Source organism: Amycolatopsis sp. NPDC114505, assembly GCF_055633615.1.
The window spans coordinates 1,877,058-1,898,845 of the sequence record NZ_JBVKDV010000001.1; the positions used below are offsets into that span (position 1 = coordinate 1,877,058).

Annotated in this window: 26 protein-coding genes and 1 riboswitch; of the genes, 10 read left to right on the forward strand and 16 right to left on the reverse strand. The window is 67.5% G+C overall.

Going from position 1 to position 21,788, the window contains the following annotated elements:
• Nucleotides 1-3: 3 nt before the first annotated feature.
• From ACZ7OU_RS09415 to ACZ7OU_RS09450, 8 genes are all read right to left on the reverse strand, one after another.
• The gene (locus ACZ7OU_RS09415) at nucleotides 4-1,209 is read right to left on the reverse strand and encodes a site-specific integrase (protein WP_470254749.1); all 1,206 of its coding nucleotides are present in this window, start codon (nucleotides 1,207-1,209) and stop codon (nucleotides 4-6) included.
• A complete protein-coding gene (locus ACZ7OU_RS09420; protein WP_470254750.1) occupies nucleotides 1,193-1,423 on the reverse strand; it encodes a helix-turn-helix domain-containing protein in 231 nt (76 codons plus the stop codon). The genes ACZ7OU_RS09415 and ACZ7OU_RS09420 overlap by 17 nt, the downstream gene beginning before the upstream one ends.
• On the reverse strand, nucleotides 1,420-2,979 hold the full coding sequence (locus ACZ7OU_RS09425; RefSeq protein ID WP_470254751.1) for a DUF3631 domain-containing protein: 1,560 nt from the start codon (nucleotides 2,977-2,979) through the stop codon (nucleotides 1,420-1,422). Before ACZ7OU_RS09425 ends, ACZ7OU_RS09420 begins: the two co-directional genes overlap by 4 nt.
• Nucleotides 2,979-3,509 (reverse strand): hypothetical protein, encoded by a 531-nt coding sequence (locus ACZ7OU_RS09430; protein WP_470254752.1) that lies wholly within the window; start codon nucleotides 3,507-3,509, stop codon nucleotides 2,979-2,981. Before ACZ7OU_RS09430 ends, ACZ7OU_RS09425 begins: the two co-directional genes overlap by 1 nt.
• Nucleotides 3,510-3,536: 27 nt before the next feature.
• Nucleotides 3,537-3,776: a hypothetical protein gene (locus ACZ7OU_RS09435; RefSeq protein ID WP_470254753.1), complete on the reverse strand. Its 240-nt coding sequence runs from the start codon at nucleotides 3,774-3,776 to the stop codon at nucleotides 3,537-3,539.
• Between the two features lie 183 nt (nucleotides 3,777-3,959).
• Nucleotides 3,960-6,131: a P-loop NTPase family protein gene (locus ACZ7OU_RS09440; protein ID WP_470254754.1), complete on the reverse strand. Its 2,172-nt coding sequence runs from the start codon at nucleotides 6,129-6,131 to the stop codon at nucleotides 3,960-3,962.
• A complete protein-coding gene (locus tag ACZ7OU_RS09445) occupies nucleotides 6,131-6,919 on the reverse strand; it encodes an ABC transporter permease (RefSeq protein ID WP_470254755.1) in 789 nt (262 codons plus the stop codon). Before ACZ7OU_RS09445 ends, ACZ7OU_RS09440 begins: the two co-directional genes overlap by 1 nt.
• Nucleotides 6,920-7,010: 91 nt before the next feature.
• Nucleotides 7,011-7,244 (reverse strand): hypothetical protein, encoded by a 234-nt coding sequence (locus ACZ7OU_RS09450; RefSeq protein WP_470254756.1) that lies wholly within the window; start codon nucleotides 7,242-7,244, stop codon nucleotides 7,011-7,013.
• Between the two features lie 143 nt (nucleotides 7,245-7,387).
• On the opposite strand from ACZ7OU_RS09450, the gene ACZ7OU_RS09455 reads away from it, so the two are divergent.
• Nucleotides 7,388-7,741 (forward strand): GntR family transcriptional regulator, encoded by a 354-nt coding sequence (locus ACZ7OU_RS09455; RefSeq protein ID WP_470254757.1) that lies wholly within the window; start codon nucleotides 7,388-7,390, stop codon nucleotides 7,739-7,741.
• Here ACZ7OU_RS09455 and ACZ7OU_RS09460 read toward each other — a convergent pair.
• A complete protein-coding gene (locus ACZ7OU_RS09460) occupies nucleotides 7,738-7,938 on the reverse strand; it encodes a hypothetical protein (RefSeq protein WP_470254758.1) in 201 nt (66 codons plus the stop codon). The genes ACZ7OU_RS09455 and ACZ7OU_RS09460 overlap by 4 nt on opposite strands.
• A gap of 271 nt (nucleotides 7,939-8,209) precedes the next feature.
• Here ACZ7OU_RS09460 and ACZ7OU_RS09465 point away from each other — a divergent pair, with 271 nt between their 5' ends.
• Nucleotides 8,210-9,538 (forward strand): hypothetical protein, encoded by a 1,329-nt coding sequence (locus ACZ7OU_RS09465; RefSeq protein ID WP_470254759.1) that lies wholly within the window; start codon nucleotides 8,210-8,212, stop codon nucleotides 9,536-9,538.
• Here the strand turns inward: ACZ7OU_RS09465 and ACZ7OU_RS09470 are convergent.
• From ACZ7OU_RS09470 to ACZ7OU_RS09490, 5 genes are all read right to left on the reverse strand, one after another.
• Nucleotides 9,497-10,393, reverse strand: coding sequence for a phosphotransferase family protein (locus tag ACZ7OU_RS09470; protein WP_470254760.1), 897 nt, complete (start codon nucleotides 10,391-10,393; stop codon nucleotides 9,497-9,499). The two genes, ACZ7OU_RS09465 and ACZ7OU_RS09470, sit on opposite strands and share 42 nt — an antisense overlap.
• Nucleotides 10,394-10,526: 133 nt before the next feature.
• Nucleotides 10,527-11,324 (reverse strand): helix-turn-helix domain-containing protein, encoded by a 798-nt coding sequence (locus tag ACZ7OU_RS09475; protein WP_470254761.1) that lies wholly within the window; start codon nucleotides 11,322-11,324, stop codon nucleotides 10,527-10,529.
• Between the two features lie 3 nt (nucleotides 11,325-11,327).
• Entirely contained in the window at nucleotides 11,328-11,588 is a 261-nt protein-coding gene (locus ACZ7OU_RS09480; protein WP_470254762.1) for a hypothetical protein, read from the reverse strand.
• Entirely contained in the window at nucleotides 11,575-11,874 is a 300-nt protein-coding gene (locus tag ACZ7OU_RS09485) for a hypothetical protein (protein ID WP_470254763.1), read from the reverse strand. Before ACZ7OU_RS09485 ends, ACZ7OU_RS09480 begins: the two co-directional genes overlap by 14 nt.
• Entirely contained in the window at nucleotides 11,871-12,083 is a 213-nt protein-coding gene (locus tag ACZ7OU_RS09490) for a hypothetical protein (protein ID WP_470254764.1), read from the reverse strand. Before ACZ7OU_RS09490 ends, ACZ7OU_RS09485 begins: the two co-directional genes overlap by 4 nt.
• A 133-nt stretch (nucleotides 12,084-12,216) precedes the next feature.
• On the opposite strand from ACZ7OU_RS09490, the gene ACZ7OU_RS09495 reads away from it, so the two are divergent.
• Together ACZ7OU_RS09495 and ACZ7OU_RS09500 are read left to right on the forward strand one after the other, a co-directional pair.
• On the forward strand, nucleotides 12,217-12,705 hold the full coding sequence (locus ACZ7OU_RS09495; RefSeq protein WP_460437917.1) for an NUDIX domain-containing protein: 489 nt from the start codon (nucleotides 12,217-12,219) through the stop codon (nucleotides 12,703-12,705).
• 33 nt (nucleotides 12,706-12,738) lie between these two features.
• Entirely contained in the window at nucleotides 12,739-13,965 is a 1,227-nt protein-coding gene (locus tag ACZ7OU_RS09500) for a helix-turn-helix domain-containing protein (protein WP_470254765.1), read from the forward strand.
• Nucleotides 13,966-14,211: 246 nt separating this feature from the next.
• On the opposite strand, the gene ACZ7OU_RS09505 is transcribed toward ACZ7OU_RS09500, so the two are convergent.
• Nucleotides 14,212-15,531 carry a hypothetical protein gene (locus ACZ7OU_RS09505; RefSeq protein WP_470254766.1) on the reverse strand — a complete coding sequence of 440 codons (1,320 nt, stop codon included), beginning with the start codon at nucleotides 15,529-15,531 and terminating at the stop codon, nucleotides 14,212-14,214.
• 804 nt (nucleotides 15,532-16,335) lie between these two features.
• Complete coding sequence (locus ACZ7OU_RS09510) at nucleotides 16,336-16,791, reverse strand: GreA/GreB family elongation factor (RefSeq protein ID WP_470240703.1); 456 nt, start codon at nucleotides 16,789-16,791, stop codon at nucleotides 16,336-16,338.
• Between the two features lie 122 nt (nucleotides 16,792-16,913).
• Between ACZ7OU_RS09510 and ACZ7OU_RS09515 the strand changes: the two genes are divergently transcribed.
• The 6 genes from ACZ7OU_RS09515 (at nucleotide 16,914) to ACZ7OU_RS09540 (ending at nucleotide 21,614) form a co-directional block, all read left to right on the forward strand.
• Complete coding sequence (locus ACZ7OU_RS09515) at nucleotides 16,914-17,501, forward strand: TetR/AcrR family transcriptional regulator (RefSeq protein ID WP_470240704.1); 588 nt, start codon at nucleotides 16,914-16,916, stop codon at nucleotides 17,499-17,501.
• Nucleotides 17,502-17,607: 106 nt separating this feature from the next.
• Nucleotides 17,608-18,813, forward strand: a complete 1,206-nt coding sequence (locus ACZ7OU_RS09520) for a M14 family metallopeptidase (protein ID WP_470240829.1) — start codon at nucleotides 17,608-17,610, stop codon at nucleotides 18,811-18,813.
• Between the two features lie 28 nt (nucleotides 18,814-18,841).
• Nucleotides 18,842-19,366: a gamma carbonic anhydrase family protein gene (locus ACZ7OU_RS09525; RefSeq protein ID WP_470240705.1), complete on the forward strand. Its 525-nt coding sequence runs from the start codon at nucleotides 18,842-18,844 to the stop codon at nucleotides 19,364-19,366.
• A gap of 39 nt (nucleotides 19,367-19,405) precedes the next feature.
• A complete protein-coding gene (locus tag ACZ7OU_RS09530) occupies nucleotides 19,406-19,828 on the forward strand; it encodes an uL11 family ribosomal protein (RefSeq protein ID WP_470240706.1) in 423 nt (140 codons plus the stop codon).
• 1 nt (nucleotide 19,829) lies between these two features.
• Nucleotides 19,830-20,234, forward strand: coding sequence for an ABATE domain-containing protein (locus ACZ7OU_RS09535; RefSeq protein WP_470254767.1), 405 nt, complete (start codon nucleotides 19,830-19,832; stop codon nucleotides 20,232-20,234).
• Nucleotides 20,235-20,239: 5 nt separating this feature from the next.
• Nucleotides 20,240-20,324, forward strand: a riboswitch (ZMP/ZTP riboswitch).
• A 21-nt stretch (nucleotides 20,325-20,345) separates the two neighbouring features.
• Nucleotides 20,346-21,614: a serine hydroxymethyltransferase gene (locus tag ACZ7OU_RS09540; protein ID WP_470254768.1), complete on the forward strand. Its 1,269-nt coding sequence runs from the start codon at nucleotides 20,346-20,348 to the stop codon at nucleotides 21,612-21,614.
• Nucleotides 21,615-21,788: the final 174 nt, after the last annotated feature.

A 21,788-nucleotide genomic window follows, 5' to 3' on the forward strand; every position in this document is an offset into this window, starting at 1 on the left:
AGGTCAGCGGTCCGGTTTCCCACCAGCCTCTCCCGCGACAGGGCACTCCTGCCGCGGGAGAAGCTGGTCCATTGCGGTTGCGCCCGACTCTACGACTGGGCGAATCTGCTTCCGGTAGACCAGCTCCGTCACGGCGGTGCTGCTGTGCCCGACCAGCCGCGAGATCTCCTCGATCGGCATTCCGCCGTCCGAGAGGATCGAGACGAAGCTGTGCCGCAACTCCCGGGGCGTCCACTGCGTCGGGTTGAGCCCAGCCGCCTTGATCACCCGGCGGAAGTCCCGCCGGACGTTGTTGACGTCCCGCTCGGTGCCGATGTTGGTTGCGAACACGAGTCCCTGTTCGTGCCAGTCGTTGCCTGCGACCGTCTTTACCGTCTTCTGGGCCTCCCGGTGCGCCTCCAGCGCCTTGACGGCTCGTTCAGGCAGTGCCAGCGTGCGCCGGGACTTCCTCGTCTTCGTCTCGCCGCGGGCGCGGACCGAACGCCACACCTTGACGTTCGGCGGGATCGCCGGCGTTGCGTCCGGCCTGCCCGCGAGGTCGACGTGGTCCCACGTGAGGGGGCGCATCTCCTCAGTCCGCGCGCCGGTCAGCAGCGACACCACGATGTAGGCACGCATCGGTGACGACTCCGCCGCCGCGAGCACCGCTTCCGCCTGTGCGAGCGTCAGCGCCTTCGAAGGCCGTCCGGTTCCCTTGCCGGCTGGCAGCTCGTCACACAGCAGCACCACGTTGTACCGAACCCGCTTGCGCACCTGAGCGCGGTTGATCGCCCGGCGGAGGATGGAGCGGAGATTGCGCAAGGTCGAGGTCACCAACACTTCGGCTTTCTCCGCCAGCCAGTCTTCGACGTCGTCGACTTCGAGCTTCACCAGAGGCCGGGCGCCGATCGCGGGCACGATGTGGTTGTTGACCAGGGACCGGACGGCCTTGACGGTGTTGGGGTCTCGCTCGCCGCGTTCGTAGCTCACCAGCCAGTCGTTAACCGTCTGCTCGACCGTGTACCCGGTCGACGCGTGAGCGGCGCCCTCTTCGACGTCACGGACCAGCTCCTTGAGCTTGTCTTTGGCTTCGGTCTTGGTCTTGCCGCTCGCCTTGCGGACGATCCGCTTCCCGTTCGGCCGGTAGCCGGTCGTCAGTTCGGCGATCCAGCGCTGACGACTCTCCGACCAGTAGAGCCCGCCGTCTCCACGGCTACGCCGTTTCGTCATAGCTGACCTCGGCTTCCTTCATCAGCAGCTCGACGTACTGCTGGATGGCGACGGCCGGCACGAGCCGGGCGCGTCCCTGCTTGACCGAGCGCAGGCGTCCCGAACGGAGCTGTTCGTAGATGACCGAGCGGCTCATCGACAGCAGGCGCATGGCCTCGGTGATCCGGTAGAGGTGCCGTTCGGGCACGGCGACCGGCATGGGTGCGGCGTTCATCGATCCCCCTCGGTGTCGTGGTCCGGCTTGGTAGGCGCGACGTCCGCGACCACCGCGACCGGGCTGGTCAGCACGGGTGCGAGCGGCTGTTGGGTGCCGCGACCGTCCGCGACCCCGGTTGCGGAGGTCGCGGCAGAACCCGGCGCCGCCGCGACGCCAGATGCGGCGTCGACCTGCGAGGTCGCGGTGGTCGCGGACGTCGCGCCCGCTTCGGGCGGTGGGAGGTAGCGGCTCCAGGCGTCGGCGAGGCCGCCGTCGCCGTCGATGCGGTAGCCCTTGAGTGTCTTGCCGCTGATCTTGAGGTCCTTCGGCCGGACTAGGTACCGGTCGAGTTCCTTCGCGAGACGTCGGCTGTCGAGGAGCTTGCCTTGGACGTCGGTCCACGGACCGTCTTCGATGGCGTGTAGCTCGCGGATCAGCTCGGCGGTGACCATGCGGTCGGTGTTCTCCGCGGCGAAGATCTGCCGGATGTCCGCCAGCAGCCGAACGCCGATCGAGGCCGGTTGCGCGGTTGCTTCGAGCACGAAGTGACGGCACGCCCTGCGTGCGGTCTCCGGCCAATGGCCGCCGGCAGCGTCGGCGATCGCCAGGAGCGGCCGCCAGATCTCGGCCGCCCGGTCGCGCACGCCGTCCGGGCGGTCGGGCCGTGCGCGGCTCACCTCGTCGCCGACGCGCCCGACCCACTCCGCCAGCTCGGCGCGCACCGGCGCCGACTCGCGTTCGACGTCCTCTTCGATGAACTCCTCGACCACCTCGTCAAAGCGGCGCTTGCGCATGTGCACGGTGATCGCCCGTGTGGTGATGGTGTCCGGCATGCCGCCGGCGATCCCGGCGAGCGCGACCGGTGCGTAGACCGGGAACCGTGTGACGTTCATGCTCTTGGCGTCGCCGACGCACCGCGTCACGGTCGCCGAGCGCTTGTAGCCCGCGTTCAGCAGCGCGCGGAGGTCCTCGTTGTTCCCGCCCGTCTTCGGGTTGAACACAGCATCGATCTCGTCGAACAGCAGCGTCATCGGCCCGTCGGCGAGCATCCGGAAGATCGCGGCCGGCGTGATGCTGATCGTCATCTCCGGCTTGGCCACGAGGTACTGCGCGACCTCCAGCACACGCGTCTTGCCGCTCCCCGGTTCCGCCGAGTCGAGGATCAGCCTCGGCGTTACGTAGAGCCGTTCGGCGACGTGGGTGTGGGCGTACCAGAGCGCCAGCGTCGGTGCGGCGTGCTCGTTGGCGAATGCGGAGAAGCGCGACACGAACGTCACGACCGCGTCGAGGACCTCGTGACCCGGCTTCGCGAAGGCGCCGGCGGGGACCGGTCCGAGCCAGGTGAGCGGGTTGACCGGCACGGTCTCCGGGAGCGACTCGCTCGGCTGGGCGCCGCCGTCCTCGGCCGGCTTCGCCGCGACGTGGCGGCCTCGCCAGACGCGCTGGCAGTTCTCCGAGCAGAAGTCGCCGGACGGCGAGTCACCACGCGGTCGGTCGCACTGCTGGCAGTTCGGCACAGGCTCTTCGGAGATCACGAAGTCGATCACGGACAGGGTGTCGTCGAATCCGGACATCAGGCAGCCACCTCCAGGCGTGCGGTCGGTTCGTCGTCGCCTCCGGCCTCGCGGTAGCGCCGCCACAGTTCGTCGAGCCGCTCGGTGTCGTCGAGCTGGTTGCGGACGATGTCCGTTGGCGAGTCGTCTTCGACGGCCTGCACCAGGCGGGCCGCGTGCTCGCGGACGGCGCGGCGGTAAGCGTTCTTGAGCACGACGGCCTTGAGCCAGGCGCCGTAGTACGGCGGCGGCAGGATCGGGCCGTCGGTGTAGGTCTCGACGATCCAGAGGCCGAGGCTGTGCAGTCGGTGCGCGCCGCCGGACCGCGGTTCGGTCGCCGTCCGCTCCCGGGCGTGATCCATCACGGCCATCGGGGTCGGTGCGTGGCCCGCGCCGGTCAGCTCGATGACCAGCTGGAACACGCGGGCGGCGATCGGCGAGCCGAAGTCGTCGGCGCGCATGCCGCCGAGCAGACGCCGGGCTCCGGTCAGCCGGACCTGCATCACGCAGCCCAGGAACTGACGCTCGGGGTCGAGCAATGTGGTCTTCATGGGGTGGCCTTTCGATTGAGCTACGCGTCAGCGGCTGTTGTCGCGGCGGTCGCGGTCGCGGAGATCGCGGTACGACCGGCGAGCACGGAGGCAGGAGTTGTAGGCGCGGCGGCCGGCGCGGAGCGTGCGACCGGTGCCGCCGCACCGCCGACAGAGCCGGATCGCGCGGAGCACCGGCGAGCGGAAAGCGCCGAAGCCCCGGCAGGAGCGGCACGGCTTGTACGGGTAGACCGCGCACGACCACGAGTAGCCGAGAGTGACGATCATGAGAAGGATCAAGAGCACGACGGTCGGGTTGCTGAGGGGGTTCAACGAAGCCTCCGAGGCTGTTTTTGGCCGCACTCGGCCCGCGCCTCTAGGTGCTAGGGCGCTGATCAGCGGTGTTGTTGTGGTCTAGGGAGGGCTCTAGGTCTAGAGGGGCGAGGCTCTAGACCTAGAGCCCTGTGGGAGCTAGCCGCTCTTGCGGTTCCGATCACGTTCGGTCAGCGCGTCGGCGATCCATTCGCGCTTGACGCCCATCCGGTTGGCGCCCTTGCCGGTGTCGAGGTCGTTGCCCCACACCTGCTTCGTGGGGATCCCGAGCGGCTTCAGTGCGGTGGAGAGCTGGGTTGCCTTCGCCGCCCCGGTCGGCAGCTCGGCCCACGGGCCGTAGACCGCCGGCCGCAGCTCGGCGAGCCGGTCCACGATCCGCTCCGACCACGCCTTCTCGGCGTCGCCGATCGCGGTCAGCACGTCGGCGAGCAAGGTGCTCGTGTCCTCGTCTTCCTCGGACGTGAGGTCGAGGCCGGCGGCGTAGCCGGTCAGCCGTCCGGCCGCCAGCCGTGCGGTTCGTGCGCGGGCGGCGAGCTTCTCGGCGTCTGGGCCGTCGATGTACACGCCGCGGGTGATGCGCGGCTCGTCGCCTTCGCCGGCCAGGTACCCGATGCCCTTGTCCCGAAAGGACAGCGTGGTGGCTCGGATGCCGTTCCGGTACGACGAGGTGCCGAGCACCATGTCGTTGGCCTGCTGGCCGGTGACCTTGAGGCAGAACCGCATCACCGCGTTGTCGCTGATCGCCGTCGGGATGCTCTTCGCGTCCGGCCGCTGCGTCGCCAGGATGATGACGATGCCCAGTGCCGGGCCGCGCTTCACGAGGTCGGTGCAGACCTCCTCGATCTCCGCGCCGTAGTCGGGGTGCTCGAACCACTTCTGACACTCGTCGACACCGATCACGATCGGGTGCAGGCCGAGCGACTTCTTGCCGGCCAGCTCCGGCGTGACCTTGTTCTCCGGGCACAGGTCCTTCGGCAGTTCCCGGATCACCTTCGCGCGCCGCCGCAGCTCGTCGGCGAGTGCCCGCAGGTCGGCGACGGCGTACGCGATGTCCTCCGGCTCGTCGCCGGCGCGGTACCGGTGCGACACCGGCGCCAGCGGCGAGAGGTCGCCGGTTCCCTTGAGGTCGAACGAGTGCAACTCGGCCCTCGGGTCCAGCGCGGCGATCAGCAGCAGCTCTCGTAGCGCGAACGTCTTACCCATCCGTGGGATCGCACCGATGATCATCGAAATGAACATCAAGGTGATGTCCACCCACCGGCCACGCTGGTCGGTGCCGAACGGCTGAGGCTTGAACAGGTCCACGGTGCCGGGCTTCCGCAGTGGCCAGGCTGCCTGTCGCGTCTTGGACAGGTCCTGATCGCCGACCCAGAGGACCATTCGGCCGGGGTGAACCTCGGCGTTGCCCTCCGGCCAGACGCAGCCGAGGGGACGGCCGAGGCCGGACGCGAGCTTCGCGCGCCGCTCGACCACTTCGGACACCGTGACGCCCGGCGGAAGGTCGACGTCGGCGCGCCAGCCGGGGCCGTCGCGAGTGATCGGTGCCGTGAACCCGATCGCGTTCGGGTTCTTGGTGAGGGCCTGGTTGATGCCCGTGATGCCGAGCACCGACAGCGCCTGAACGACGTTGTCACTCGTTAGCTTCTGGACCTGCGTTGACAGGACGGCGCGAGAGGACACCACCGGGTTGTCCCGGGTGGACCCGAGCTTTCCGAGCAGTCCTACCGCGATGGCGCCGCAGGCCCAGATCACCCACTCCGGCAGGACTTTCGGCAGCGTGAACACCAGGACCAGGCCGACCGTCGACACGAGACCGAGCTGAATCAGCCGGAGTACGACTCGCCGATCCCGCTGCTGTGACAGCTTCAGGTAGAGATCGGCTTTGTCGGCAGTGGCCGTCTCCGAGCGGGCCGGGCGCCCCTCAGCGTCGGTCACGTATCGGCCGGTCGCCGCGAGCAGGAGGAAAAGGCCGCGAGGGGAGCGCACCGCGAGCCGAAGCGCGTAGAGCGGCGACCGGGCAGCGTGGTAGCCGGCCTTATGCGCGTAGTGCTTCCCCACCCACTTCGCGGCGTCCTTCGCGTCGGCCGTCGACTTGAGGTAGCCGGGGATGATCGCCTGGCGGTTCTGTGAGCGGAGGCGGTCCAGCCAGGACGAGCCGTCCGTGACCGGGCGGTCGACCGGGACGGCCGGCGACTGCTCCGCGGCCTCGTCGCCGGACTCGGCGTCGATGACGAACGGGTCGGCCTCGACGGGGGCCGTGCTGGGGAACGCGATCACGCGGCCGCTCTGCGGTTCGTTGGTGGTGCTCATCAGTCGTTCACCTCCTGGTCGGTGGTGTCGCGTACGAGGTGTGCGAGGGCGGCGCCGCAGCCGAGGACGACCACCGGCAGGCAGGAGACGAGCGTGGTCACCGGCCAGGGAGCACGTTCGACGTCCGCGGCGGACATCAGGTGATAGGCGACCTGGCCGACCATCCCGAGGACGAGCGAGCCCAGGGCGGACCACTTCGCGAAGTTGCGGACTCGGTGGGTCCGGGTCGCCGGGGACAGCCAGACCCGCAGGGCGAACGCCGCGTAGGTCTCGACCCCGATCGGGAGCGTGATCGCCGAGTTGATCGTCAGGTGGTCCCAGATCCCTGGCAGGAGCTGGATCGGGCCGAACCCGGTCAGCCTGCCGAGACCGACCCAGCCGCTCCAGACGGCGACGAACGCCGGCAGGGCCAGGAGGAGCACCGGCCAGAGCTTGATCCGCCGCACCTTCTCCGGCGTCACGCCCGGGTCTGCGGTGACGTTGACCTGCGCCTCTGCGTCATCCGAGGCCGGTTCTGCCGGAATCTCGGACTCCTGATCCGAGTCCTCGACCTCGGCGGGTTCCGTCACCGCGTGCAGCTTCCGCACGGGCTCGGTGTCGGCCTCCTCGTTCAGCGCGGCGAGGATGGCGCGGGCCTTCGGCGCACCCACCTTGAACTCGGTCATGATCCGGTTCCGCGAGGGGCACTCGCCCAGGTCCGCGGCGAACTCACGGACACGGGGCAGCAGGTCGGTGACCGAAGGCGGGTACGCGCTTCGGGTGTTCGTGGGCGTGTCGAGCCCTACCATGGGTGTTCTCCTGACTGGCTTGGAAGTGGTTGGGAGAAGCCCGGTCCGGCGGGTGGTTCTTGGCGGTTCCGTGCGCCGGGCCGGGGCGGCTTCAAGCGGCCGCGCCGGGGCTGTCCAACCGGCCCCGGAGAGCCGAGCTGACGGTCTGGCGGTTGATGCGCCGGACGTGTCGATGCGTCGCGGCCCGGTCCGTGCTCGGCGCCAGGCTGGCGCTCTCCGCTTTCTGGTCGTGAGCCGTCACGAAGTACTCGGCGATCATCGCGTCGATGTCCGACTCGGTCAGTCCGTCCGGGGCGTAGCTGGGCAAAGGGATGAGGTCATCCATTGGTGTGAACTCCAACGACTTGTAGGTCTCCCGCTCGGGAGCGGCCGGTGTCGGCCGGAACTCAACGTAAGTCCTGTCTATTAACTCTGTCAACTGACATGGGAGAACTGACTTAGCCAACTGACTTGGCCTACGCTGGTGGTATGGCATCCCTGAACCCGGACGACCCGCGCGCGCCGTTCTTGCAAGTAGCCGGCGGTCTCCGGGCCGCGATCCTCTCGGGGGAGTACGCCCCCGGAGCGCAGCTGCCGACCTACCAGGAACTGGCCGATTCCTGGGGAGTCGCGGTGAACACGGCCAAGAGCGCCGTTGCCCACCTCAGGGAAGAGGGCCTGGTGGTGATCCGGCACGGCAAGGGCTCGTTCGTGCGCACCCAGCCGGCCGAAGGTGACTCCGGGGTTCGCTCCGAGGCCTCGGGAGACGAGCGGGTCTGGCAGGCCATTGCCGAGATCAGGAAGCGTCTCGGCGAGATCGAGCGGAAGCTGGGGGAGAACTAGCCGAACAGGGCGCGGAGGAACGTCACGACGCCGTCGATCACTGCGCCGACGCCGTGAGCCGCTCCGCTGGCCCAGCTCGCCGAGTCAGCCGGGTACTTGACGATCAGCACGATGATCGCGAGCCCGATCACCAAACCGATCGCTTTCCCGACCAGGCCGCTCCCGCTCTTCATAACCGGGAAGTTGCTCTTCGCCATCACGGTCTCCTTTCGCTCTGCGACGGGCCTGGAGGCCGATCCGGATCGGGGTTTCGATCCGGCGTTGTCGCTGATGAACTCAGGAAACCGCGCAGGGGCGGGGGTGCAGCAGCGTGCACGCGGGGGTGCATTTCTGCACGTGGGGGGTGCACGGGGGGTGCTTTAATGACCTTCGGAGGTACCGGTGGTCGACAAGGGGAAGCAGCCGAACGCACTTCTAGCTGCGGTTATGCGACAGGCGGGGGCGACTAACAAGGGCTTCGCTCGCCGTGTGCGCGAGCGCAGCCAGAGAGACGGCGGCGGGCTTGTCAGCGCGGATCACGTGTCGGTCAAGCGCTGGCTCGACGGCACGAAGCCGCACCCGCGCACCTGCCAGCTGATCGCCGGCGTCCTCGGCGAGCTGCTAGGTCGGCCTGTCAGCTTGGAGGAGCTCGGCTTTGGCGGTGGCACTGAGACCACCTCGGACGACGTCGGCCTGGAGTACCCCGAAGAGATCGCGCACAGCCTGGTCGCGCTGGGCGCGATCACCGAACTCGAGCTGCGGACGCCGAAGCGGGTCGGTCCACTGGCCGTTGTGCCGGAAGCATGGAGCGGCCTGGTCATCCGGTGGCTGACCGACTCCGACAACGAAGGATCGCGGCCGCCAGCCGAACCGCGCTCGATCACCGTCGTGGACGTCGAGGCGGTGCGTGAGGCAACCGCGATGTTCAGCAGCTTCGACTACAAGTACGGCGGGGGCCGGCCGAAGTCGCTCGTGGCGTCGTTCCTCGACCAGGAGATCTTGCCGAACATCGGGCACGTGTCCCCGCAAGACCCGGTCGGACGGGAGTATTTCCGAGAGGTCGCGGCCCTGACGCGGCTCGCCGGCTGGACTGCGTACGACACGGGCGCGCACGGGCTCGCGCAGCGGTACCTGACGCAGGCGTTCCGCTTGGCGAAGGCGGCCGGCGACAAGCCGCTGTGCGGTCGAATCCTCGCGGGTATGTCTCATCAGGCGAACTTCCTCGGACACTTCCAACGCGCCGTCGACCTGGCACGAGCCGCGTACAAGGGCGCCAACGGCTACGCCACTCCGACGACGATGGCGCTCTTCCACGCGATGGAAGCAAGGGCGCTCGCGTCGCTCGGTCGTCAGGAGGACGTCACGGCCGCGCTGCTCACGGCCGAGCGTTGGCACGGCCAGGGCAACCGAGACAACGACCCCGAGTGGATTCACTACTTCGACGAGGCCGAGCTACACGCCGAGTTCGCGCACTGCTTCCGCGACATCGGAAACGCCGAGTTGGCGAACCATCACGCCGCCGCGTCGATCGCGGCCTCGGAGTCGACCTACGTGCGGAGCCTCTCGTTCTGCCGGACCGTGCTCGCCACGTCGCACCTGCAAGGCGGGAACCTTGAAGAGGCGTTGGACGTGGCCAGGGCCGTCGTCGAGACCGCGGCCAAGCTGAAGTCCTTCCGCGTCATCTCGTACCTCGACGACTTCCGCGGACGGCTGGGCGGACATGCCGGCGACCCGCTGGTGAAGGAGTTCCTCGACTTCGCCAGCATCCACCTGCCGTCAGAAGACCTTCCAGTGGCGGGGCGCCTGGTCGTCGCGTAGGTCGGCGATCCGCTTCTGCACCTCGGCCTTGACCTCGGTGGACTCGTCGACGGTCTGCGAGAGCCACATGGTCATGTTCAGCTCACGGGTAGCCCTGACCACGGGGAACCCGTCCCAGCTGATCGGGTCGAACCCGTACGCCTCGGTGTACGAGTCGTACTCGGCCTCGGAAGCCCAGCCAAACGCCTGGTGACGGACCGAAAGCACGGCCGCGTCCCACTCGCGCGGCCCGTAAGCGAAGTCCTCGAAGTCGATCAGGTTCAGCGTCCCGTCCGGGGCGCGCATGACGTTCCCGGGGTGTGCGTCGCCGTGCACGGGGCCGGCGGGGAGCGGGAACTCAAGATCTTGGAACTTCTCGGCGAGTTCTTCGTATCGCTCGCGCAGGAAGTCGAGGTCAGCCTCAGGGAGCTTGCCCTTCAGAGCCTGCAGGCGCGGTTCCACCTTCGGCATCGGGGAGAACGCCGGAAGGCGGAAGTCCTTCGGATGGGGGAGCGCGTGCAGGTCGTGGAGCAGCTTCCCGAACTCCGCCGGCGTGATTGGGGTGTCGTCCTCTTCGAGGCAGTTCCAAAACGTGACGGGTAGCCCGTCCTCGATGAACGGCTGTTCGGCACTGCGTAGCGACGTGGCCGCGGGGAACGCGTTCTCCGCGAGCCAGCCGGCGACAAGCACTTCTTTCGTCGCCGCGGGGATCGAGCGTCCGACGCGGACGACGGCCGAGCTGTCGGCCAGGCGGAAGATGGCGTTCTCCCCGAACCGGACCCGCTTCGCGCCGGCCGCGTCCAGCCCGGCGAAGGCGCACGCTGCCTCGAAGACGGCTTGTGTCCGCTCTGACGTGAAGGCCTTCGTCGTGGTCATCAGACTCCTCTATCGGGGTGCCTCAGCCAGGCTAGAGCTTCGGCGGGAACGTGTGCGCGGCGAATGACGCGTGGGTGGAACCCGGCCAGCGCGCCGCCTGGAGGAAGGTCAGGACGCGCTGGCCGGGAGCTGGTTAACGCCATCCGGTGTCGGTGGCGTGGCGCTGTAGCGCCTTAGCGGTCTTCCTGTAGGCCGTCACGGTGTCTTCGTGCGTGATGAAGACGGCTCCGCGGTGGTGCGGCACGGCGACCGTGAAGGCACCAGCACGGTTCTCGTACAGGGTGAATCGCTCGACCAGGCCGGGCGGGCACTCGACTGCCGGAACGAGACGGACGGACACACACGGACGGCGTGTCAGAGCGACCACCGCGTCGAGCTGGGCGCGAAACTCGTCCGCCGAGCCGAAGTCGGAACGAGTAGCGGCCTCGCCGATCAGGTAGGTGCGTCGCGGCTCCGTGCCCGACGGCGAAGTGAGTTCCTGGACAGTTTGGGCGAGCGATCGGCGACCGGCGTCGGAGCTGGGCTCGACCAGTCCAGTATCCCGCAGCGCGCGGGCGTACTCGACGGTCTGCAGAGCCTCCGGAATCAGGGTCGGCGACCACTCGAAGACGTGCGTCGACCGCTGCTCATACGTCGTCCGCAGGAGGTCTTCGGCGCGCCCGGCGTGGTCGATGAAGTCTCGTTCGTGGGCTCGACGGGCGAGGTCGACGAGCTGATCGCACACGGCGTTCGGCGAGCGTAGGACGCCGAGGATGTGCGCCACGGTCGTGTCCGGCGGTACGCGTTTGCCAAGTTCGAAACTCGACAGCACTCCCGGGTGAAGATTGATCATGTCGGCGAGCCGGCGGAGGCCGACGCCGCGGCGCGTACGGGCGTCGCGGAGGCCGTCTGCGAGCGCGATGAGGGCAGGTCGGGGTGCAGCGTCGGTCACGGTTCAACCCGCTCCGTTCAGTCGTTGAGCGTCTTCGCTCGGGGCGTCCAACAGCTTCACGAGATCGACGTCGCCGCCGTCCAACTCGCCGGCGCGCCGAGCCAGCGCGGCGCCGGCTTGCGCCAGCTGACAGGCGAGTGTGCGCAACGCCGCCGCATAGCGCGCGTCGTTGGGCTGGAGGGTCAGCAGCTCGACCGTCACGCTCCCGATCCTGGAGTTCATCTTCGAGAGGCCGGCCAGCAGTTCGCGATCACGCGCGTGCACGCGGCACCTCGATTCGCCGGTGCTCGTTCTGGCTCGCACAGACGGGGCATATCCGGCCGGGTTTCGGGATCACCCGACCGCGGCTGACGCTCGGGCGGTCGTGCTCCAGCGGAAACGGATCGTTGATCAGACACCAGGGCAGCAGCAGCACGAGCCGCGGGTTCGCCATCTCCGAGTGCAGGTACAGGTGCGCCCAGCCGTCGCCGTCGGTGAACTCGTGCCACTCCCAGAAATCTCGCCGATGGCCGGCCGTTTGCCTCACCGGGCGGTCTTCCAACGTGGTCATCGAAGTCCCCGCTCGACCTCGAACGTCCGAAGCGCAGCGGCAGCCTGCTCCCAGTCGGCATCGGTCATGTCAGCGTGCGTCTTCGGGTGCTGGTTCGTGTTCCAGTCGATCTCGTTGAGCCGCTGACCGCCGGTGTTGAACAGCGAGCCGCCGCACCAGAACGTCGGCCGGTCCTCGCGTCCGGTCGAGCCCCCGTCTTGTGCCGTCACCTGATCAACTGTCGTCGAACTTGGACACCCAAAACACAGCCGGTAACCACGATTTCAGCAGGTCAACGTGCACGAACTAGGCGTGAAAGGCATAGATCAGCGGGACGTCGCTCGCCGCCGGTAGCCTCGCCTCGTGGACTTGCTCCCCTTCGACGAGTACGTGCGCTCGCTCAACCGCAAGCGCATGTCCGCAGGCGTCCTCTTCCGCGACGAGGCCGACCGTGTGCTGTTCGTCGAGCCGTCGTACAAGCCGCACTGGGACATCCCGGGCGGTGCGTGCGAGGAAGGCGAGCCGCCCTGGCGTACGGCAGCTCGGGAGGTCGCTGAAGAGGTCGGCATCGATCGGCCGCTCGGCAACCTGCTGGTGATCGACTACATCCCGGACGACTCGCGCATGCCGGAGGGGATGGCGTACGTCTTCGACGGCGGTCTGGTCGCCGAGGCCGAGATCAAGGCCCTGACGATCACGGACCCCGAGATCCTGTCGGTGGAGCTGCTGCCGCTCGACACCGCGGCATCGCGCCTGAAGCCGATCCTCGCGCGCCGCATCGCGGTGGCCCTCGACGCCGCACGCGCCGGTGAGCTGCTGATATGTGAAGACGGCAGGCGCATAGCGCAGTAGTCTGGTTACTGTGTGCACACAGTCGGAGGACGGATGACCGCTCGCAACCCGCTCGCCGAGAACCTGACGCGCATCCGCAAAGCCCGCGACTTCTCCCAAGAGGGACTCGCCGAGGCTGCGTCGGTCGGCGTCGACACCGTGGCGCGCATCGAGCAGGGCACTCGGACGACCAGCCGACCCGCCACCCTCCGCAAGCTCGCGGCCGCGCTCGGCGTGCCGGTCGAAGTTCTGCTCGGCACGCTGCCAGCGCCACACTCACGCGACGTCGATGTGGCTCCTCTTCGCCGGGCGATCACCGCGGACGCGTCTATCCCCGGTCTTGACGACCTGGCCGACACCCGCGAGCTGCTGCCGCTCCCGGAACTCACGGCCAGCGCGCATGCGGCCTGGAGGGCGTACGTCGACGGCCGCCACACCGAATTGCTGCATGCGCTGCCGGTCGTCCTGGCCGACGCCCGTCGAGGCGTCCGCGACACCCGCGACGAGGAGCGCGCCGGCGCGCACCGTGTCCTGTCGACCGCCTACCGACTCGGCGCCGGCATCGCAGGCCGACTCGGCTTCGACGACTTGGCGTACACCTCCGCCGCCAGGGCGATCGCGGCCGCGGCCGAGTCGGACGCTCCCGAGGTCGAGGCTGCGATCTCGCTGCGGTACCTCGCGTGGACGTTGGTCCGCCAGGGCCGGGCCGAGGATGCTGAGCGCGTCGCTACGCAGGCCGCGGCCGCGATCGAACCGCGGATGCTCGACCGCGACCCGGTACGTGCGGGCGTCTTCGGCAACCTGCTGTTCAACGCCGCAACCGCAGCCTTGCGTACTGGTAGCGCTGGCCGCGCCGAGGACCTCCTCGCAGCGGCGCATGCGGCTGCGATCCGATCGCGGGGCGACACGGCTTCGGAGGCCGCAATCTTCGGCCCGCGCGTCGCGGCACTCCAGAACGTCGAACTTGCGGCGCGGGCAGGCGACCCCGAACAAGCTCTCCGCCTGGCGGCCGCCGTACCGGACACTGCGGGCGACGTCCCTGCCTTTTGGGAGGCTGGCCACAGGCTGCTTCTGGCGGCCGTGGCGACGGACCTTAGGCGTGACCGTGATGCGCTCGGTTGGCTCGCGGAGGCACGAGATCTCGCGCCGGACTGGGTGCGGTACCAGCCGCTCGGCAAGAAGACGATGCGGTTGCTAATTGATCGAGCGACTCGTCGTCAAGGTCAGCGGTTTGCCGAGCTTGCTACTCACTACGGTGTAGTCGCCACAGCGAGCATTTGATGTTTAGCCTGCGCGCCCGATAAGTTTTGCGACTGCGTCCAAGCGATCCGCGACAACCCGATTCTGGCGCGAGGTGTGTGAACGGGACTTGTCTCGGCTCAAGTTATCGCGGACGTGAGCGGGAATCATTCGGTGCAACTCTTCAAGGGCGGACTTCTTCTGGCTCGCGGATTCATTGGCGGCACTTTTGCTTGTCCTAGCCACTTTCGCTGCACCCTTTCTGTGTCGATTAACCTCGAATTAGGCCTAGTAAACCGCAGTTTTGATTATACCACTGTGTGTCAAGGCCCAAGACGGGTTCAATTCCGCAGGGAAGTAATGCTTGCGCTTGAGCCAGACGAAGCCGTCTCCCTTGGATATCAGTGCAACGTCGATCGCGCCGCCTACGGTCTGCACCTCGTGAATACTCATTCGCTGTTTCAGGGATGTCAGGTTAACTAAGCTTTCGGCTACGACGGCAATCTCATCTTTGGGTAGCAACGCTATGCTCTGCCAGATTGGCGCGAGCAGTTCTCTGTCCTGGTGCTTTTGCATCTCGGCAAGGAACTTGTGCACATTCTCGTGAGCGTGTTCAAAGAAGGACTCTGCTAGCTTGCCTGCAAGCTCGGCTGATACTCCGTCTACGTTTAAGGCTGCTTCTAGAGCATTCTCTCGCGCGCTCTTCATCCAATTCTGCCAGTAGCCAATTATTCTTTCTCGTACTGCGGAGTTCGCTCCGCTGAGGTAAGCCTTGGCTTCTTCGTCTTGGGCAAAAGTCTGCACGTGAGAGGGGTTAGAGACGGAAATCTTGCCGTCATCCCCCTTGAGTGTCATCAGGTGATTGTCGAACCTGCCTCGCAGGGTGATTTCGTAGCTGCTTGGTAAGTATTCTGTGCTGCCGAAGCCTGCGACAACGAGGCCTGTTTCGGCGGGGTCGATAACGTCTTTCGTGAGATACATCAGACACAGGTTGACCAGACGTCCGATTAACTTATTTGTCAGGTCGAACGCTGAAAATAGCTCCTTGACGAGAGTCTGTATCTGAGGTGTGCACTGCTTCGATATGGTGTCGATTCCGAGAGTGGTAGCCCAGGTTGAGTCGTCTACCTGGCTGAGCTCGCTCTCGGCTTGGTCGATTGCTTCGGTTAGAACGGCCTTAACTCGACTTTTAACGATCCGACCGGTCGACTGAATGCATTCCTCGGAGTGGTCGTCAAAGTGACGAAAGACGGGAAGTAGTGCATTATAAGCACCGTTGTTGATGGTGTAGCTATCTGTCTCGTCGGGAAACATCGACGTATTGGATTCAATGTACTTCTTGAGATCTTCGACGTAGTCGGAAAGCTGAGGGAGGGCTTTGTGATTCCGGTCTTCCCGGTAGCCTTTGATGATAGTTTCCCAAGGAATTCCATTTAGCTCGGCATTGGCGTAAATCATGACTCCGACAGGTTGCCCTTTAGCAAGTTCGAAGAGTTTGTTGACCGTGTCGTAGGTTTTGGCCCCTCGCGGTCCGCCGGAGATTGTGACCGCACTATCAGCCGCCATGGCGATTGCCGACTTGTTCATGACGATTGCTTCGGCGGTCACGGAAGCCTCCAAACGTACGAAATGCTTAGATCAGGAGTCGCGAGTCAGGGGCTCCGGGTTACGCGCGGTTAGTAACAAATTGGTTACCGTGTGAACAGTTCACCGATGTTGCAGAGGGTGACCGAAGTCAATCGAGCATGTGGTAACTCTGTGTTACAGGCTGACCAAGTCTGTCGAGGGTGGCTGAGTGCGAGGTCTATGAGTGCGACCTGAGGTCGTAGCTGGTCAGGGCTCGGTAGCCTCGCGAGAGCGACTGCGGCCGGAGTTGGAACACGATGTCTACTCGCGGCCGGCGTTCACGGTAACGCTGCCATGGTGATCATGGCGGTACTCTGCGGTGGAATCCCTTGTCCGACGGCGCGTGTGTACGCGTCCGGCCCCGGATCTTCGGTCTCTGCGATGCGAGGTTGGTGAGTGTCAGTCTGAGTGACAACTGGCCTAACTGATCATGGACGTTCATGGACGCTCATGGACTGCGTACCTGCAGGTCGACGGGTTGCAGCCAAGGTCAACAAGTGACGAATTGCGCTCGTAATGAATAGGTCAGGGGTTCGATTCCCCTAGGCGGCTCGACAAGGTGCTAGGCCCTTGCCCCCAGTGGGCGGGGGCCTTTTTCCTTGTCTCGCGTATCTTGCGGGGCTCCGCCCCGCACCCCGTCCGGCGGGCTCCGCCCCCGGCCCCCCGTCGTGGTTACGTTCGCGTTGTGGGCGCGGATTTTGTTCTTGGGAACCACCCTTATGGGTCAAATCCGCACAGCGAAGGCCGCCTCCCGCGGGGAGGCGGCCTTCGCTGGGGGCTGGGGTCTTACTTCGGTGGGGTTACCTTCAGCACTGTGGCCTTGGCGTCGCCTCGGGGGGTTCGGTAGGTGATCTCGTCGCCCGCCTTGCGGCCTACCAGGGCCAGGCCCAGGGGGCTGTCGGACGTGATCGCGTCCGCGTCCTCGCCTGGGACCGTCACCACCTGGAACGTCTCTTCGTCGCCGTCCGAGAAGCGGAGGGCCACCGTTGTGCCGTCGGGGAGCTGGGCGTTGCCGTAGCCGCCGTGTTCCATCTTCGCGGCCAGATCCGCTATCTGGCGGTCGAGCCGGGCCGCCGACTCCGCGCGGTCGATCACGTCCGCCTGGTCCGCCGCGTCGCCGGTGCGCTCCTGCTCGCCGGGTTGCGGCGCGAGTGCTGCCCGTTGCGCGCGCAAGTTCGCGATTTCCTTCTCCAGCTGGCTGCGCGCGGCCGAGCTGAGCCCCTTGTCCCCTGAGATCACCATGCGCGCATTGTCCGCTGCGCGGACCGGGGTGGCCAATCCGGTTTTTCACCCGAAGGTCATCCGCAGGACGTCTGCCCTAGGATTCGGGGCTGCCGTCCAGGAAGAAGGTAACGAGAATCACCGTGAGCGCAGTCCCCGGTCGCAGCGAGCGGCTCTCTCCCAACCAGCTGGCCAAGCAGGAACAGATCGTCGAAGCCGCCCGCGTCGTCCTCGCGCGCGACGGCCTCGCCGGGTGCACCGTGCGGGCCATCGCCGACGCCGGACCGCTCACCAAGAGCGCGATCCACTACTACTTCGCCGACATCGACGTCCTCATCGACCGCGCCATGGCCGCGCACATCACCGCCTTCGCCGCGGGGCTGCGCGAGGTCGCCGCGAAGCACGACGAGCCCCGTCGACGCCTCTTCGCCGTCCTCGAGGAGTACCTGAGCGTCTTCGCCGCCAACCCGAACGCGGCCTTCCTCTGGTTCGAGTACTGGATCGCGGCCGGGCGCGCGCAACACCCGCAGGCCATCGACGTCATGCTCACCTCGCTCACCGAGCTGCTGGCCGAGCTGCTCGCCCCGCTGGACGTCGACGACCCGCGCGCTCGGGCTCGCGCACTGCTGTCGTACCTGCTCGGCACGGTCGTCCAGCAGCGGGTGCGCCCGCGGCCGTTCGCCACGCTGCGTGCCGACATCGAGGCGCTCTGCTTCGCCAACTACGGCTAACAACGCCCTATAGATCCGTAGACGTACGGATTGCGCACTACGTCCGGCTCCGGCCACTCTCGATGGACCCCCGAGAGCAGGAGACGTGATGCGCTCACGAACGTGCCTGGCGGCGGCCGCGGCCGCCCTCTTGATGCTCACGACCGGCGGCGTCGCCGTCGCCCAGCCCGACGCCGGGCCGCAGGTGTACGAGGTGACCGGCACCGGCACGGCCCAGCTGCGGACCGAAGTCGCCCGGACCGGCGCCGACATCCTCGACAGCACGAACGGCACGACGACGGTCATCGCCAACCCGGGCGAAGCGGCTCAGCTGCGCGCGCTCGGCTTCGGCGTTAAGGCGCTCGGCGCGGTCAACCGGCCGCAGGGCACCGCGACCGTCGAGGACTTCCCGGCCGGCTACACCGGCTACCACACCTACGCCGAGACCCAGACGGAGCTGCAGAAGGCCGTCGCGAACTACCCGTCGCTGACGAAGCTGGGCAGCGCCGGGACGTCGTACGAAGGCCGCGCGCTGTCGCTGATCAAGATCTCCGACAACGCCGCGACCGACGAGAACGAGCCCGAGGTGCTGTTCACCTGCAACCAGCACGCGCGCGAGCACCTCACCACCGAGATGTGCCTGCGCATCGTGCAGCGGCTGACCAGCGGGTACGCGACGGATCCCGCGATCAAGCGGCTCGTCGACAGCACCGAGATCTGGGTCGTCCCGAGCGTCAACCCGGACGGCTCCGAGTACGACATCTCCGGCGGCACGTTCCACAGCTGGCGCAAGAACCGCCAGGGTCCCGGCACCGACACCAACCGCAACTGGGGCTACAAGTGGGGCTGCTGCGGCGGCTCGTCGGGCTCGACGTCCAGTGAGACCTACCGCGGCACGGCGGCGTTCTCCGCACCCGAGGCCAGGGCCGTCTCGAACTGGGTGAACTCGCGCGTGGTCGGCGGCGTCCAGCAGATCAAGACGCACATCGACTTCCACACCTACTCCGAGCTCGTGCTGTGGCCGTTCGGCTACACCTACGACCGGACCGCGCCCGGGCTCACCGCCGCCGAGGCGACGAAGTTCGAGACGCTCGGCAAGCAGATGGCCGCGACCAACGGCTACACGCCGCAGCAGTCCAGCGACCTCTACATCACCGACGGCAGCGTCAACGACTGGATGTGGGCGACGCACAAGATCTGGAGCTTCACCTTCGAGATGTACCCGAAGGGCAGCAGCCCGGGCTTCTACCCGCGTGACACCCAGATCGTCCCGCAGACCACGCGCAACGACAAAGCCGTCGACATCCTGATCAACGCGGCGATCACCGGCTGAGCGCGCGGGGGCGGTTTAGGGTGCGGGCATGCCTCTGTTCTCGTTCGAAGGGCTCAGCCCGCAGGTCCACCCGGACGCCTTCATCGCCCCCACCGCCACGCTCATCGGCGACGTCGTCGTCGAGAAGGACGCTTCGGTCTGGTACGGCGCCGTGCTGCGCGCCGACTTCGGCAAGATCATCGTGCGCGAAGGCGCCAACATCCAGGACAACTCGGTCGTGCACGTCAACATCGGCAAGGTGTGCGAGATCGGCAAGAACGCCACCGTCGGCCACCAGTGCCTGGTGCACGACTGCACGGTCGGCGAGCAGGCCCTGATCGGGAACGGCTCCACGATCCTGGACGACGCGAAGATCGGCGAGCGGACGCTGGTCGCGGCCGGCGCCACCGTGACGCCGGGCACCGAGGTGCCGTCCGAGGTGGTCGCGATGGGCAGCCCGGCCAAGAAGTTCGTGCCGCTCACCGACTCCGCGCGGCTGTGGGTGGAGCACAACGCGCCCGTCTACCAGGACCTGGCGAGGCGGCACAAGGCCGGCGCCAAGCCCCTGGATTGAGTTTGACTCTCCAGTAACTGGAGACTCTAGCTTCGGGGCATGGCTCCGAAGAAACTCACCCACCAGGCCACCCTCGAACTCGCCGCGGGCAACGCCCCGGTCGTCGACCTCGGCAAGATGCTGGGGCAGACCGGGGTCAACCTCGTCGAGATCAAGAAGGCCTACGACGCGGCGACGGCGGCCCAGCGCGGCGACATCGTGCCGGTGGTCGTGTCGGTGTTCGAAGACCGCTCGTTCGCGCTGCGGCTCAAGACGCCGCCGACGGCGTTCCTCATCAAGAAGGCTTTGGGGGACAAGGGTTCCGCGCGGCCGGGGCACGAGGTCGCCGGCAAGATCACGACGCAGCAGCTGCGGGAGATCGCCGAGCGGAAGCTGCCGGACCTCAACACCGCCGACGTCGAGATGGCGATGCGCACGATCGCGGGCACGGCCCGGTCCATGGGCGTCGTGGTCGTCGACTGACGTGCGCAAGCACGCGATCGTGCCGCCGTTCCACGCGCTCGACCCCGAGCTCGGGGTGGCGGAACGGTTGCTGCGCAAGGGAAACCCGCGGCTGTGCGGGATCGTCGCGCAGCTGCCCGACGAACACGCGGCCGCGCGCCGCCTCAACGCCGTGCTGGCGGAGGCCGGGGCGCGGCCGCGGCTCGTCGACACCGGCGCGGCCTGGCGGATCGTCTACGTGACGCCGCGGCCCGGCGCGAGCGAGCTGGCCGCGGCCGCCGCGGGGCTGGCCGAACTGGTGACCGTCGGCGGCTGGCGGCGGGTGAAGCGCTGCGCGACCTGCGACCGGCCATTCTGCGACCGGACGTCGGGCTGCACCCGCAAGTGGTGCGCGGAACACCGTCGAGCCTCGAGCGCCGTGGACTAGGCTCTTCCCGCAGCAGCGACTGGCGCCATCGAGGTGGAGCACCACCGGGAAGCGACGACGAGGCCGGCACCGCGCGCCTGGGTGAAGGCCACTCCAGAGCCGGAGTACGCCATGACACACCAGCCGAAACTGAACGCACTCGCCGCCGCCGACCCCGCCATCGCCGGGCTCGTGGAGGACGAGGCGAAGCGCCAGCACGACAAGATCCGCCTGATCGCGTCGGAGAACTACGTCTCGCAGGCCGTGCTCGAGGCGACCGGCACCGTGCTCACCAACAAGTACTCCGAGGGGTACGCGGGCAAGCGCTACTACGAGGGCCAGCAGTTCATCGACCAGGTCGAGCAGCTCGCCATCGAACGCGCGAAGGCCGTGTTCGGCGCCGACCACGCGAACGTCCAGCCGTACTCCGGTTCTCCGGCGAACTTGGCTGTGTACCTGGCCTTCGCGCAGCCCGGCGACACCGTGCTGGGCATGGCGCTGCCGGACGGCGGCCACCTCACGCACGGCTGGAGCGTCTCCGCGACCGGCAAGTGGTTCACCCCGGTGCGCTACGGCGTCGCGAAGGAGACCGGCCGCGTCGACCTCGACCAGGTGCGCGACCTCGCGCGTCAGCACCGCCCGAAGCTGATCTTCGCCGGCGGCACGGCGATCCCGCGCACGATCGACTTCCCGGCGTTCGCGGAGATCGCGCGCGAGGTGGACGCGGTGCTCGTCGCCGACATCGCGCACATCGCCGGGCTCGTCGCGGGCGGCGCGCACCCGTCGCCGGTCGGGCACGCGCAGGTCATCACGACCACGACGCACAAGACGCTGCGCGGCCCGCGCGGCGCGATGATCCTGTCCGACGCGGACCACGCGAAGGCCGTCGACAAGGCGGTGTTCCCCGGCCTGCAGGGCGGCCCGCACAACCACACGACGGCTGCGATCGCCGTCGCGCTGGGTGAAGCGCAGCGCCCGGACTTCAGCGACTACGCGCACACGATCGTCGCCAACGCGAAAGCGCTGGCCGACGCGCTGCTCGCGCGCGGCTACGACCTCGTCTCCGGCGGCACGGACAACCACCTGCTGCTGATCGACCTGACGAACAAGGCGGTCGCGGGCAAGCCGGCGGCGCAGGCGCTGGACCGCGCGGGCATCGAGCTGAACTACAACACGGTGCCGTTCGACCCGCGCAAGCCGTTCGACCCGTCGGGCATCCGGCTCGGCACGTCCGCGATCACCACGCGTGGCCTCAAGCCGGAGCACCAGGCCCAGGTGGCGGAGTGGATCGACCGCACGGTGACGGCCGCCGCGGCCACCGACGAGTCGAGCCTGGACTCGATCGCCGCGGAGATCCGCGAGTTCCTGGCGCCGTTCCCCATCCCGGGTTATTCCGCCTGATCCTCGCCCGTTGAAGGCCACTTCCGCAGGTCGGAGGTGGCCTTCAGCGCGTCCGGGAGCCGGGAGACGCGGCTCACAGAAAACTTGATTGCACCATGCAAGCTTCCGAGGAATACTTGGTCGAGGCAAGTAGTTGAGAGGTACAAGCAACTACAGCGAAGGCTGACCGAGGGA